The sequence below is a fragment of the Nostoc sp. NMS7 genome (genome assembly GCF_017115085.1).
Classification (GTDB): domain Bacteria; phylum Cyanobacteriota; class Cyanobacteriia; order Cyanobacteriales; family Nostocaceae; genus Nostoc.
Genome location: NZ_JABXKJ010000246.1, coordinates 93577 through 107778 on the forward strand (window position 1 = coordinate 93577; position 14202 = coordinate 107778).

Below are 14202 nucleotides of genomic sequence, written 5' to 3' on the forward strand. Positions count from 1 at the left end.
TTGGCGCAGCCTCTCGTAGAGAAGTATTGGGCATTGTAAAACTCTTCCTTTGTTCCCCAAAGTTTTATACTCTGTTGGAGATAGCTACGCCATCTAAGGAAGCCTGAACTTTAGACTTCTCTCCTTGTCCCTAGTTTCTGATGCGCCATGCCCCATGCCCTATGCCCTATGCCCTATGCCCTATGCCCTATGCCCTATGCCCTATGCCCTTTGTCATACCAGTCATACCACTGCTTGGCGCTACGAAGTGCAAACCAGAGCAGTATTAAAGCAATTAATCCTCCTTGCCAGGGAGCATTAAAGGCGAAAAGTACTAAAGCAATACATAAGGTATCTTGAAGAAAGACTGCCCACAACGGTAAGCCACGTAAGCGATAGAACCAACCAACTTGAACTAGCTGGAGTACTAAAGCTAACAAACCCCCAATTATGGCAATCAGCCAGTTTGGGGTTGCTGTTGCGGTAGCTACTGCTAACCCCATAATTGCGCCCACGACGGGAGACATGAATAACTGAATCAGTTGGAGCAATCTTTGCCCCCATACCTTTTTTGAGACTAACAATTCAATTAATGACCAACTGGTGAGGCAGCCTAATAAGATTGGTGGAGAAATGTGAGATAAAATTGGAACTTGTGACCACAAGTTACTACCCTGCAATAGTCCAATAATTAGCAAAGGTATACCTATTCTCATTCCTGCTGCCGCAGAGGCTGAAAGTGTGGCTAGGATTTCAATCATTAAGGCACTCGAAACACTAATAAATAAGTAGATATTTGTTATTTATACTACCCATATATGACAAAAAATCCAGCACCAAACTGACAATTTTCAGCAATAGAATACTTAAGATTTTTGGTATTTTAACGTGAGTTCGACGGAACTAAAAAACGGCAGGAGGCAGTACAGGCAAATCTTTTGGGTAAATGTGAATTTTTAGAGCAGGACTTACGCAAAAAGGCAGTGAAAGCCTTGATTTACCTCACAGACCACACCCGGAAAAAGAACAAAGGTGCTGTTAAGTCGATGCGTCGGTTCTTGACAGAAGCGGGAATTAAAGAAGCAGGGACTCAAAATGATGAAATATAAAGGATATGAGGCAATTGTAGAATTTGATGCTGAGGCAGAAATTTTGCACGGTGAAGTAATTAATATTCGGGACGTGATTACTTTTCAAGGTATAGCAACGGACAGGGAGCTTAGGACAGCAATAAAATCACAAAATACGCTCTTGAAGGCGCGTTTCCCGCGAACTGTCCTAACGGCTTTGGCGACTGCTATAGTAGCGTAGCTGAACTAAAGCAAGCTTTTTCTGATTCAGTGGAGGATTATTTAGATTTTTGTAGAGAACGTGGGGAAGAGCCTGATAAGCCATTCTCAGGTAAATTCATGGTAAGAATCGACCCTGATTTACACAAAAAAATTGTATTTATTGCAAAGAAAGAGGGACAAAGCCTTAATTCGTTGGTTGAAAAAAGCTTGTGCTTGTATGCTAGTTAAATTAACGTCAAAGCGTTTGCGTATTTTTTGGATAACAAATTAGTAGTAAGCGCTTAAGCGCTCACTACCAGCAAATTAACCGTTAAATACCCAACCTTTGATAAACTTCTTCTAAATGCCTCAGATGCTGCTGGGGGTCGAAACAGACCTCTAGTTCTGCTGGAGACAACTTTTGGGTAACGCGAGGGTCTTTGCTAATTAAGTCCTGGAAATTACTTTCTGGTTTGTTCCAAGCGGCGTGAGCGCTTTCTTGAACGATCGCATAAGCTTCTTCTCGGTTGCTTCCCTTGTCTATTAAAGCCAGCAGCACTTGTTGGCTGAACACAACACCGCCATAACAGTTGAGATTTCGTTTCATGTTCTCAGGATAGACCAACAGGTTTTTCACCAAGTCGGTTATTTCTACCAACATAAAATGCATCAAAGTGCAAGCATCTGGCAATATCACCCGTTCTACAGAACTATGGGAAATATCCCTTTCATGCCAGAGAGCAACATTTTCCAAAGCTGCACCCGCATAACTTCTGACGAGTCGCGCCATTCCCGTCAGCCGTTCAGAACGGATGGGATTGCGCTTGTGTGGCATTGCTGAGGAACCTTTTTGACCTTTGGCGAAGAATTCTTCTACTTCCAAAACGTCTGTTTTTTGCAGGTTGCGAATTTCTACAGCAAAACGTTCGATGGATGCCGCTACCAAAGCTAATTGTTGCACGTAATCGGCGTGGCGATCGCGGGAAATAACTTGTGTTGAGGCTGTATCAGGTTTGAGTCCGAGTTTTTCGCAAGCGATCGCTTCTATACGCGGTTCAACATTGGCATAGGTTCCCACCGCACCAGAAATCTTACCCACAGCGATCGTTTGGCGGAGTATATTTAGACGTTCTTGGTGTCGCAACACTTCTGCTAACCAACCAGCTAGTTTGAAACCAAAAGTAATCGGTTCAGCGTGAATACCATGCGATCGGCCAGCCATCACTGTATGACGATGTTCCCCTGCTTTTTGGCGAATTACCTGAATCAAATCTTCCAGACGTTGCAATAATATATCCAGGCTGGCAACCAATTGCAATGCTAAAGCTGTATCCAAAACATCCGAACTAGTTAAACCCAGATGAATATAGCGTCCGGCATCACCTACATATTCGTTGACATTTGTCAAGAAAGCGATCACATCGTGGCGGACTACAGCCTCAATTTCTAGCACCCTATTGGTGTCAAAATCTGCCTTGGCCTTAATTTCCTCAACCGCCTGAGATGGAATGTAACCCAGTTCAGCTTGAGCCTCACAAACAGCAATTTCGACTTCCAGCCAAGTTTTTAGTTTATAGGTTTCACTCCACAGATTAGCCATTTCCGGCAAAGTATAACGCTTAATCACAGTTCGGCACAGAATACAACCGTCATATTTTACAGTCTAATTAATGTAGATCACTTTTTAGTGCTACTTTTTGCTCAGGAACAGAACTAGTTTTTGCATCCGAGGTGATGATACTAATCCTACCGTCAGCCTCCATATATGCAAACTTCACATCTGCTAAAAATTCCACACCTTGCTGACGTAACTTGCTCATCAACTCATCGTCTGTAATTAACTCTCGTTGTAAATGGCGCTGAATCATCCGACCATTTTTTACCAATAGCAGTGGCGGCTGATTCAGAAAACGTTGAAACTGGGGTATTTTGTAACCTAACCAGTTCAGCAAATAGCTCCAAAAAATCACAGTTCCTACCAGGATAGCGCCCTCAGTAATCGATGTATAATTACTCGCCATAGCATTTTGGGCAGCTTCCGCAAATAGCACAACTACGAGTAAATCAGTAATTCCTAATGTTCCTAGTTGTCGGCTAGGAAGCAGGCGTAGTACTGAAAACAGCGCTAAATAGACCAGCGATCCCCGGATAATCAACTCAAAGATGCTGATGCTAGGAATAAAGATTGCCTGCCAATCGATAAAAAACCATTTTTCCATTAGCACTGATTTTCTTCCTTTTTAAATATATTTCTGGAAAAAATCCAGGATAAGGTTATTTATAAACACAGATTAATTATCTATGATTATATATGGTTTTTTTGAGCAAACTGAATTTTGTTAGAGTTTAAACACTTTCATCTGGATCAGATTTAAAAATATAAACCTCCACCAATTATGGATTGAAATTACTGATTTTTTCTTCTCTTTTTTGATCGCTTGGGCTTTTTAAAATACTGGAATAAGCGATTAATAAAGCTAGAAGATGGCTTTTTCTTAGGGGGCGATTGCTCCGTTGGATTCGTGCCATTATCTTTGGTTTTATCAGACAGAGGTATGGCATCCTTCGTTGGGACTATGCCGCTTCCGTACCTTCTGGCATAAACTTGGGTAAACTCTGCACCGAAGAAAAGAATCTGTGCGGCATAGTTAACCCAAGCTAAAACGACTACCAGTGAACCAGCAGCACCGTAGGTTGAACCAAAACTGCCATTACCTAGATATTGTCCTAATAAAAACCTACCGATAGAGAACAAAAATGAGGTAATAATAGATCCAATAAAAACATCATTCCAAGTAATTTTGACATCTGGCAGAACTTTGAAAATTAGCCCAAATAGCGCTGTAGTGATCGAAAAAGATAGAACAAAGTTAACTATTGGCCAGAGGAAATCAACACCGGGTAGGATGTTGCTAAAGTATGTTACCAGTGCTGTCAATGCGGTACTAATTACTAGAGAAACTAAAAGTAAAAAGCCAATGCCGATCACCATCGCAAAGGATAAAAAACGTAGGCGAATCATATTGATTATGCCGCGTCCGGGTTTCGCTTTCACTTCCCAAATCGTGTTGAGAGAATCTTGCAACTCGGTAAATAAACCAGTAGCACCTAATACCAAAACTGCAATACTAATAATGGAAGCGATCGCTCCTGTTTTTGGTTTGTTAGCATTCTGAATGGCTGTTTGGATAAGTGCTGCGCCATCTGGGCCGACTAAACCTTGAATTTGTCCTACGATTTGACCCCTTGCCGCCTCTTCTCCAAATACTGCTCCTGCGATCGCAATTACAATAATCAGCAACGGTGCAATCGAAAAAATCGTGTAATAAGCTAACGCCGCCGCTAATCGTGAGGCTTTATCCTCACTCCATTCTTTGAATGTCTCTTGTAACAACTTCCAAATCGCCTGCAAATTCATCCAATCAGTCTCCTTGGGGGATGTCACTTAGTTCCTGATATATTGGATACTTATTTCTTAAGTAAGGGCATCCACCCAAGGGTCTTAGTGTAGCGTCCTGGAGGAGGAATTTATAATTTTATAGTCACAACGTTTTAGTGCTATAAGAGCAGTTGTCAGTCCTACTCCCAATTTCTACATAAAACTTAACATTTTCTGATTTTAGCCAAATATCCTCTCAGGTATTCCTCTGGGAGGGTTTGTGCTTCGTTTTAAAAATCTAATCAATGGAGGATGCTTGATTATTATTAACAAAACCTATGAATCGCCTCTACCTTTTGGTAGATTTAATATTGACAATAAATTGTTTTATACAACACGTAAATTATACGGACAATGCCTCAGGTAGTTTTAGTTAACCCCCAAATCCCGCCTAATACAGGTAATATTGCTCGAACTTGTGCCGCTACGGGTACAGAGTTACATTTGGTGGGGCCTTTGGGATTTGAAATTAGCGATCGCTACCTCAAAAGAGCTGGTTTGGATTACTGGCCTTATGTCAAACTACACTATCACGAATCGCTAGAAGCCTTTAAGAGCGTACATCAGGAGCGTGGAGGCAGATGGTTAGGTTATACAGTTGGGGGAAATTGTAATTATGTCAGCTTTCAGTTTCAACCTGATGATTGGCTGCTGTTTGGTAGTGAAACCACGGGCTTACCACCAGCAATTCTCTCAGATTGCGATACTACCCTGTATATTCCTATGAGCCAACCGGGGGTTCGCAGCTTGAATCTGTCAGTCAGTGTAGCAATTGGCTTATTTGAAACTCGTCGTCAGTTAGGCTATTTACAATAGTTATTTACCCCAAAAAGTATAAGTAATTATACTTAAATTATCTCCAGAAATCTATTGTAGGAGGTATTTGTAGCGAGAAAAATTTTCTTGTTTACTGGAATAATTTGTAAACAAAGATACTTAAAATAGAATTTTTCCGCAAATTGTAGTGGAAGATACTTACAAGCACCGGAAGGTTATTATAAGAAATTTGTATATAAAACTTCGGACATTGCCAAATTTGAATGATAGATTTTGATGAATTTGAAACATCCTCAATTGGGGAACCAAAAGACTAAAACCCAGTCAGGTTTTACATTTGAGCTATCTTGGCTTGATGAAGGCTAGAAAGCAGCCCAAAAGTAGCCGCTAGTTAATACGGTTCTTTTTTAGGGAATAATCAAGGTAAAGTCTGGTGTTGAGAAGACGGATTCGGTAGAAATATCTTGAATATATCTACAGTAGGGAGCATAACTTTTCCAGAAGTCCTAGCAATTTAATTCTCAACAGTGACTATGGACTGAGGAAATAGTTTTCCGGTCCCCGTGATTGAGGCAAGACAAGCGCCGACAATGGTAAAGAGTAAAAAATCCTAAGTGGTGTTAGGAGTGGTTCGGACAAGTAAACACAGCAAACTTTAAGTTTTGCTAATATGTGCCAACTTGTCTAAATCAGAGAAGCAGGTTAATCTTGCGTAAGCATCTCTGGTGAGTGTGATCTTGATCTATCGTTAGTTGTGATCTAGATCATTGACTAGTATCCAACTGAAAAATCGAGATCAGTTAAGCGCTAGTGATCATAGGAGGTCGTCTTTGAAACGAGCATTGAAAAAGAGAGTAAAAGCTGTGTTGAAAAATAACTCCAGTAGCGACGATGCCCCGGTAGAACTGCTTAATGTGATGAATCCCAAAGTTAACCGCCGGGTGCGGACAAAAGCCGCCATGATTGGCTTGGCAATCTCTATGGGAGCAACCAGCCTTTTGGTGACTCGACAAAGCGATCAAGCCCAAGCAGCAGTGCCTGTAGGTAGCCAAAAGGCTTCTTCTTCGATTCCTGCTGTTTCTGACACTGAGGTGAAATTCGCCTCCACAAGGCTGGAGTCCCAAGCAGTCTCATCAGCGAGCGTGCCGGAAAATCCTGTGATCGTGGAACCAACCGCAGTTTCACAAGTGCCTGGGCTTGAAGCTAAATGGCAAGTTGCGGCAAGTGGAATGTCTTTGCAAATTCCGGCATCAAACACATTTTCCCAAGCAACAACGGGTTATAAAAATTCCACCTACCCAAAGCCCCAAGTGGCAGAGGGATTGAAGAATACCTTAGCCGAGACTATCCCAACAGTCAATAATCTGTCGAATTCTAGTACTGATGGTGTTGGTAGTATAAATGCATCACTAACTGCCCAGCCACAAACAGTGGCAACATCTGGTGCAGCCGACAGTGAAATAAATGCACAACTTAAGGCGCAACAAGAGTTCGCACTGAATCGCTTACAAGAAAAATCGAACCGTTTAAGAAAAAGTCTGGCACAGTTGCGGTCTGGGGAGACCAAAACTTTATCACAAGCTGATATGGGGTTGGTGCAGCCGACGACTGTGGTTGAGAAGACTATATTAGCCCAATCAGGCACTTCTGGCGATGCAAGCAAAGCCAACCTGATATCGCGGTTAAAACAGAAGACACAGACAAGTGCGTTTCTACCAGCCAAACCCACAGTTATTGCGTCTTCGACTCATATAGCCTACGCAGTTAAGCCTGGAGATACATTAGCAGCGATCGCCAGCAGATACAAGACTTCAGTATCACAACTAGTTAAGGCAAATAACCTCAATAATCCAAATGAACTGCAAATTAGTCAAAAACTGATTATTCCTGCTGTTCAAGTTGAGGCAACTGTAGCGAGTAACCCCACTTTTGTAGAGTCTAGAAATACTCCTCATGTTGCCACCTCCCATGATGTGAACATTGGTAATGCCAACTCATATCTACCTACTTCCCAATCACCAACTATTGCCGACAACAGTAGTGTTGCCGCCCCTACACCGGTAATTCTTCAGATTCAGGCAAATAGTGCCACCCACGACCAAACAGCCGCCACTCCTGTTACTTCTTATGGTGTCGGTGGTGACATTCCAGTGCCACAAGCTTTTGTCGAAATGCAACAGCCTAAAACACCAACAAATAGGGTAGCAAGTGTAAACAATAACAATAATGACCGTTTGCAGGGCTTACAAGCGGAAATCCAGAGATTACAGCAGAAATATCGCGCTCAACAGTCTGGAAACTTAATTGTGCCAGCAGCTAGCGAAACTAATAATGCTGCGATGCTCACTCCTGTTTCTAGCCCCAATAATTTCACTGTACCCAAGTCCGTAGTTCGACCAAATAGTGTAGCGATACAAATTCCAGTTCCTACACCTATTAGAGCTAACTATAGCTTTCAACCAATTAAGTCCCAATACCGTGCTACTATGCCGGCTAACGAGCCAATAAATCCAGATTTCTTACCCAATTTAGGCTCTGCTAGTCAGTGGACTCCCTCTGACAATCCATCTGGCACAAGGGTTAAAACCCCTACTGGAAAAGTAAATGCCTCAGACTCCTTAGGAAAGATGCGGGGAACTACAGTTTCTCCACAGATGCGAATACCACCTTTGGCAGCAGTGGATCAATATCTGCCCAGACAAATTGACGAAACTATACCCCCTCCATCTAGCTCATCCATCGCTTACACATGGCCGGCGAAGGGTACTCTCACCTCTGGTTATGGTTGGCGCTGGGGTAGATTGCACAAGGGAATTGACGTTGCTAACTCCACTGGCACGCCAGTTGTCGCCTCGGCTGACGGTACGATCGAAAAAGCTGGCTGGAATAATGGTGGTTACGGCAACCTCATCGATATTCGTCATCCCGATGGCAGCATGACTCGCTATGGTCATAACAGCAAGATTCTGGTGCAACCTGGTCAGCTGGTTCATCAAGGAGAAACAATTGCTTTAATGGGTAGCACTGGTCACAGCACTGGGCCACACAGCCACTTTGAAATTCATCCATCAGGCAAGGGTGCTGTTAACCCAATAGCCTTCCTACCAAATCGCCTGTAATTCTTGACTGTCTGTAACTAAATCATTGGCTTGTTAGTTGAGGGAGTTCACCTCCCTCTTTTGCTTTCTATGACCTTAACAGGGATGGAAGTTTTAATAAAATTCCCAAAGGGGCTAGTCTTGAGCAAGTTTGTATGGTATATTAGTTAATGATTTGAATAATTCTGGCTCAGTAGCTCAGTTGGTTAGAGCACGGGACTCATAAGCCTGGGGTCGTTGGTTCAACTCCGACCTGAGCCATTTAAATTTTATCAGTAGTGAGCGATAAATGGAGTTAAGATAAAGTAACTTTGACTGCTCTGTAAGAGACAATTTTGGCCTCTAATACTCAGGACTCAGCGCTAACTGTTTGATGAGTTTGTAGCCAGTTGAGCAAATCAGCGACCGCACTAAAATCTAACAAAGCCTCACCCAGTGCTTCCAATTGTTCTAGAGAAAGACCCTGAATCTGTTCTCGAACCTGTTGTGGTAACTCTCCTACCCGTTTTTGCAGCTGTCGTAATACAAGTGTTTGTGCTTGTTCCTGTTGTCCTTCCTCCTTCCCTCGCTCGTAGCCAATGCGCTCGCCTGTGGTAATGTAACTCATGCTACGCTCCTGCTCGAATTGTTTAAACTCCTGCCAAAATTCTGCTTCTAATCCTTTTGGTAAAATCATAACCCAATCGATAAAACGATAGAGGTTACGAATATCCCTTTCTTGCAGCCCTTGTTCATACAATCGCCGAATTAAACTAAATTTCCAGGTTTTCCTTTCTCCTAGCTGTTTAATAGTTTGCTGGGTTTTCAAATGTGCCATTACCACCATTGCAAAGGGATTATCGCTCTTTTCTAACTCTGTCCAGCGATTTTGATAATCGAGCAATTTGACGGTTCCAAATCTAAAATGCAGACTACAATCGGGATAATTATAACTGTATTGATTTGGTCTCTAAGTCGGGTCAGCATCGCACAAAATTGCTAGGCTAATAGCTGGTTTAGCAAATTTGTCAAAAATTCGCAAGTTGTAGGAAAACATCCTTTGAGCAAAATTATCTTCCGATTTTGCCTGAATTTCGACATGAATCAACAGCCAAATTTCCTCTCCTTGAATTTGCCAGACTTTGACCAATTTATCTGCATATCTTCTACCAAGTTCTGCTTCGCGGACTATTTGTTGAAATTCCTTATCAAGAAACTCGTGGGGACGTTCCTAATTAATTAGTGCTGCTGTTTGCGGAAAGAAAAATTGCATTGCTTGGGGGAAGTAAGCTTCTAGGATTTCTTTCCACGGGGAATCATTATCGGCTCTTTCTCGTTTCTCGCTCATGAGTTGATTGGTAGATTCAGCACTATTGAATGTGGCGGATGACTTCAGCGACTGACCAAGCTTGAGCGATCGCACCTCTGGGTGTATGAGGTAAATCACCATCAAAAATCTCAGAAATAGAACCAAGACAAGCGTCAGATAGGAAGTGATCTAGCAGGGGTTGCCAATCAAAAGGCAGCGATTGTTGTGGATAAAAGCGTTGCCAAGCCCGAATATATGGGCCAATTAGCCAAGCCCAAACAGTGCCTTGATGATAAGTGCGATCGCGTTGCTCTGAGTTGCCCTCATATTTCCCTTTGTATTCGGGATCTCCTGGATCGAGACTGCGAAGACCATAGGGGGTAAGCAAGCTGGTAGTTGCCAAATCTAATATCTGACACCCTTGCTGAACAGAAAACCCACAATGTTGCAGTGACAGTGCTAAAACTGCATTGGGACGAATTTGAAAATTCCGGCGATCGTCCGGCTCAATAGTATCGTACAGATAACCCAGCTGAGGATTCCAGAACTTTTGCAGCGAGGTTTTTACGTGTTCTGCTTGTTGAGTATAACGCTGTGCTTGCTTAGTGAGACGCGCTGACGAACCATACTCAAACTGGCTCAATCGTTCTGCCCACTGACTCAGCCAACATAAAGCAGAATACCACAACGCATTGATTTCCACTGGCTTACCGTAACGAGGAGTAACGGGGTGTGACCCAATTACTACATCCATCCAGGTGAGGGCTACACCAGGAGCATCCCAACTAACTAGCCCATCAGTAGCATCGACCTGGATATTGAAATGTGTACCACCGACAAATGCTTTGTAGATTTGCTGTACTACCGGGAATTGCTCTGCCAAAAAATCCCAGTCTTGGGTAGCTTCTAGATAAAGTCCTAAAGTTTCAATCCACCACAACGCCGCATCAACACTGTTATAAATTGGTTCGCCATCAACATCAGGAAATGCATTAGGAATCAGACCCTGGCGACAGTAATACCCAAAAGTTTGCAATACTCCTTTTGCTAGGTCAAAGCGCTGGGGAACTAGTGCCAACCCCGGTAAGGCAATTAAGGTGTCGCGTCCCCAGTCATTAAACCAGTGATAACCAGCAATGACCGTGGGGCCTGCAATTGAGGCTCGATAGACGATAAACTGATCGCTTGCTTTGAGTAGTTGTTGCCAGAGTTGGGAGTGGGGAAGGTGGGGCCCCCTCTGGGGATAAGGGGTAATGGGGAGTGGCAAAGAGGAGGTAGGAGGCAGGAGTTCTTTAATTTTGAATTTTGTTAGCGCAGCGTTAGCGAGTCCGCGAGCGTCATTTTGAATTTTGAATTGATTTCTGTCCCCCTCTCTCCATCCAAAAATCTGTGAGAGCCGGTCTTGCTCTGCCTCCACTGCTTCTGCAAAGGTTTTGGGTGTGAGAACACTTAGCATTGAGTCGGGAAAACCTACTCGTGCTTCTAGAGTCACTGCATCTCCTGGTTGGAGTGTGACTATCAAGTAACCAGGACTGTAGAGGTCTTCTTTGTCGCTTAATCCCCGTTTCGTCTCCTCAGGCAATCCATAATGCCAATACCAAACTGCATCTGGTTGATAATTTCCTTCTGTCCAGCGCAAGTGCCAAGGTATACCGAAACGCCCAGAATTGATTGCTTGTAGACAGACTTGTTGTTTCCCTAGCAATTGTGAGAAGTGTAATTTGGCGCTAGCAGTCTGCTGGTGGTGAAAGTCACGTTCTGCTATCAACAGTCGCAGCCGTAAAATCGCTGGATGACTTCCCTCGTAGCGATAGTGGATTAAAATCCGATCGCAAAATTGAATTGGGGCATTGGGCATGGGGCATTGGGCATGGGGGATTGAGCATGGGGCATTACTTATCCCCTCTTCTCCACAGTCCTCAGTCCCCACGAAACCATAGGGCATCACCAATTGTCTAGTTAACTGCCAGTTATCTTGACCCCAAATCCATTTTGGAACTGGGTTAATATCAAAAGAACGTAGCAGTTGGTAGCCTGTCGGCTCAATCTGACCGTTACCCCAAAAGTTTGTCCCCAGTGCGACAACGCTGCCTAATACTTCCAAGCTAGCTTCTAGGTGCGAAAACAGCAGAGTCCGTCCAGAAGGCGGGTTTGTCGCGGTAAACAGCCAACCATGATAAGTGCGCGTGCGGACATCAGAAACTGTCCCACTAGCAAAACTTCCCAAGCCATTGGTAAGTAACCATTCTCTTGTATCTAAATCGGGCATTTGTTACTCAAAATCGTTATGAGTATGATATAGTCGTAACAGATCGTAATTAAACTGTGAGAGCGTGGATGGGTGAGTTTTACTTGACCCGAATTCTAACGCTACTAAACAAATAAAGGAGAATTAGGTTAATGTCACTTACTTACGGAACCGAAGTCAGCCTCCGCGTTGGTCAACAAGCTCCTGATTTCACAGCAACGGCTGTGGTAGATCAGGAATTTAAGACAATCAAACTTTCCGATTATCGCGGTAAGTATGTTGTCCTGTTTTTCTACCCACTAGACTTTACCTTTGTTTGTCCCACTGAGATCACAGCATTTAGCGATCGCCACGAAGAATTCAATAAAATTAATACCGAAATCCTTGGGGCTTCCGTTGATAGTGAATTCTCCCACCTCGCTTGGATTCAAAGCGATCGTAAGTCTGGTGGCGTTGGCGACTTGAATTATCCTCTAGTCTCCGACATCAAGAAAGAGATTAGTGCCGCTTACAACGTTCTTGACCCAGCAGCAGGCATTGCCTTGCGGGGTCTGTTCATCATTGATAAAGATGGTATCATACAGCACGCCACCATCAACAACCTAGCTTTTGGTCGCAGCGTTGATGAAACCCTGCGGACATTACAAGCAATTCAGTATGTTCAGTCTCACCCCGACGAAGTTTGCCCAGCTGGTTGGCAACCTGGGGACAAGACAATGAATCCTGATCCAGTGAAGTCTAAAGTCTACTTCTCTGCTGTCTAAATTTTGCTAGCTAGCAAATTCTAATCCATCCTGTTGGAGTTGAGAATAAAATTAATGAAAACCACAGATAAACAGAGATACACATTAAACAGTGTTAACCTCCGTATCTATCTGTGGTTTTCTCATAAAATGGTATTTAAATAATCAGGGCTAAAAGTATGCTGACTTCAACTGATTTTAATGGCTTATTAAATGAGCGATTCTTCCGCAACTTTTTACCAGTTCCAGCTAGCAATCAACTCCGTTTGGGAGTGGGAACACCAGAATTTCAACTGCCAGATATTACCAACGGAACTTTAGTAAAATTGTCTGATTATAAAGGCAAGCAACCAGTGTTACTCGCCTTGACTCGGATCTTTACCGAAAAACAATATTGCCCTTTTTGTTTTCCTCATATCAAGGCTTTGAATGAAAACTACGAACAATTTAAAAATCGCGGTATAGAAGTTTTAATGATTACTAGTACCGATGAACGCCAGAGTCAAATAGTTGTGAAGGATTTAGGTTTAAAAATGCCGTTGCTTAGTGATCCAAGTTGTCGAGTGTTTCGTACATATCAAGTAGGACAAGCACTGGGAGCGCCTTTGCCAGCACAGTTTGTATTAGATAAAGAAGGAAAACTCCGTTACTGGCATTCATTTTCTTTTCTGGATTACAACGCTAATGTTGAGACATTGTTAGAACAATTCAATTGAGTATTAAGGTGTAAAATTGGCAATGTCCGCCCTACTTATAAAGCTGTGAGGTTTTCTCATGCTCACCCTTTATCATGCGCCGATTTCTCCCAACTCGCGCCGCGTCTGGATTACTCTACTAGAAAAAGGACTTGAGTTTGAATTAGTAGAGATAAAAGTGGATGGGGAGCAGTTTAAACCAGAGTTTTTGGCAATTAACCCTTTCCATCACATTCCAGTGTTGGTAGATGACGGCTTTAATATAGTTGAATCTTTAGCAATTTTGGACTATTTAGAGGTAAGATATCCTACACCTGCGATGCTGCCTAAAGATGCCAAGGATTTAGCGATCGCCCGAATAGTACAACTGGTAACTGTGAATGAGCTTTTGCCAGCAGCCACTACCTTTCTACCTGAGTTTCTCGGCTTGCCTGGAGGAGATCCAGAAAAAATCGAGAAGGCACAGCAAAAAATTACCACAGTGCTGAAATTTTTTGAAAGTTTACTTGATAATCGTCCTTACTTTGGTAGTGAAAACCTAACTCTAGCCGAAGTTGTGGCTGGAACTGTAGTAGATGTGTTGCCAAGTGTAGGCATTTCCTTAAGTGACTGGAGTTTAGACTAAGCAATAAGAAACGACCCAGCAAAGCTGAGTTGAAAAAAA

13 protein-coding genes, 1 tRNA gene and 1 pseudogene are annotated in these 14202 nt (G+C 43.0%); 9 read left to right on the plus strand and 6 right to left on the minus strand.

All coding sequences use genetic code 11. The features are described 5' to 3' along the window. Positions 1-194: 194 nt before the first annotated feature. Positions 195-740 (minus strand): DUF4126 domain-containing protein, encoded by a 546-nt coding sequence (locus HWQ38_RS33950; RefSeq protein WP_292802782.1) that lies wholly within the window; start codon positions 738-740, stop codon positions 195-197. A gap of 177 nt (positions 741-917) precedes the next feature. On the opposite strand from HWQ38_RS33950, the gene HWQ38_RS33955 reads away from it, so the two are divergent. From HWQ38_RS33955 to HWQ38_RS40675, 3 genes are all read left to right on the plus strand, one after another. Then, the gene (locus HWQ38_RS33955; RefSeq protein ID WP_292802785.1) at positions 918-1088 is read left to right on the plus strand and encodes a hypothetical protein; all 171 of its coding nucleotides are present in this window, start codon (positions 918-920) and stop codon (positions 1086-1088) included. Next, a complete protein-coding gene (locus tag HWQ38_RS40670; protein ID WP_366933371.1) occupies positions 1075-1290 on the plus strand; it encodes a hypothetical protein in 216 nt (71 codons plus the stop codon). Before HWQ38_RS33955 ends, HWQ38_RS40670 begins: the two co-directional genes overlap by 14 nt. Positions 1291-1388: 98 nt before the next feature. Beyond that, complete coding sequence (locus HWQ38_RS40675; RefSeq protein ID WP_366933372.1) at positions 1389-1499, plus strand: toxin-antitoxin system HicB family antitoxin; 111 nt, start codon at positions 1389-1391, stop codon at positions 1497-1499. An 82-nt stretch (positions 1500-1581) separates the two neighbouring features. Here HWQ38_RS40675 and purB read toward each other — a convergent pair whose 3' ends face one another. The 3 genes from purB to HWQ38_RS33975 form a co-directional block, all read right to left on the minus strand. After that, positions 1582-2877 carry an adenylosuccinate lyase gene (purB, locus tag HWQ38_RS33965; protein ID WP_292802788.1) on the minus strand — a complete coding sequence of 432 codons (1296 nt, stop codon included), beginning with the start codon at positions 2875-2877 and terminating at the stop codon, positions 1582-1584. 40 nt (positions 2878-2917) lie between these two features. Beyond that, entirely contained in the window at positions 2918-3469 is a 552-nt protein-coding gene (locus tag HWQ38_RS33970; RefSeq protein WP_292802833.1) for a DUF421 domain-containing protein, read from the minus strand. A gap of 188 nt (positions 3470-3657) precedes the next feature. Next, positions 3658-4668: a YihY/virulence factor BrkB family protein gene (locus tag HWQ38_RS33975; RefSeq protein WP_292802791.1), complete on the minus strand. Its 1011-nt coding sequence runs from the start codon at positions 4666-4668 to the stop codon at positions 3658-3660. Between the two features lie 375 nt (positions 4669-5043). On the opposite strand from HWQ38_RS33975, the gene HWQ38_RS33980 reads away from it, so the two are divergent. The 3 genes from HWQ38_RS33980 (at position 5044) to HWQ38_RS33990 (ending at position 8825) form a co-directional block, all read left to right on the plus strand. After that, on the plus strand, positions 5044-5505 hold the full coding sequence (locus tag HWQ38_RS33980; protein ID WP_292802794.1) for a tRNA (cytidine(34)-2'-O)-methyltransferase: 462 nt from the start codon (positions 5044-5046) through the stop codon (positions 5503-5505). A gap of 791 nt (positions 5506-6296) precedes the next feature. Next, entirely contained in the window at positions 6297-8585 is a 2289-nt protein-coding gene (locus HWQ38_RS33985) for a peptidoglycan DD-metalloendopeptidase family protein (RefSeq protein ID WP_292802797.1), read from the plus strand. A gap of 166 nt (positions 8586-8751) precedes the next feature. Beyond that, positions 8752-8825: transfer RNA gene (locus HWQ38_RS33990), tRNA-Met, on the plus strand. Positions 8826-8913: 88 nt separating this feature from the next. Here HWQ38_RS33990 and HWQ38_RS33995 read toward each other — a convergent pair. Both HWQ38_RS33995 and HWQ38_RS34000 read right to left on the minus strand, forming a co-directional pair. Next, positions 8914-9891, minus strand: a pseudogene (locus tag HWQ38_RS33995) (DUF4351 domain-containing protein). 22 nt (positions 9892-9913) lie between these two features. After that, positions 9914-12121, minus strand: coding sequence for an amylo-alpha-1,6-glucosidase (locus tag HWQ38_RS34000; RefSeq protein ID WP_292802800.1), 2208 nt, complete (start codon positions 12119-12121; stop codon positions 9914-9916). A 131-nt stretch (positions 12122-12252) separates the two neighbouring features. On the opposite strand from HWQ38_RS34000, the gene HWQ38_RS34005 reads away from it, so the two are divergent. The 3 genes from HWQ38_RS34005 (at position 12253) to HWQ38_RS34015 (ending at position 14163) form a co-directional block, all read left to right on the plus strand. Further along, positions 12253-12864, plus strand: coding sequence for a peroxiredoxin (locus HWQ38_RS34005; protein WP_292802803.1), 612 nt, complete (start codon positions 12253-12255; stop codon positions 12862-12864). A 158-nt stretch (positions 12865-13022) separates the two neighbouring features. Then, on the plus strand, positions 13023-13559 hold the full coding sequence (locus HWQ38_RS34010) for a peroxiredoxin (RefSeq protein ID WP_292802806.1): 537 nt from the start codon (positions 13023-13025) through the stop codon (positions 13557-13559). Between the two features lie 58 nt (positions 13560-13617). After that, the gene (locus tag HWQ38_RS34015; RefSeq protein WP_292802809.1) at positions 13618-14163 is read left to right on the plus strand and encodes a glutathione S-transferase family protein; all 546 of its coding nucleotides are present in this window, start codon (positions 13618-13620) and stop codon (positions 14161-14163) included. Positions 14164-14202: the final 39 nt, after the last annotated feature.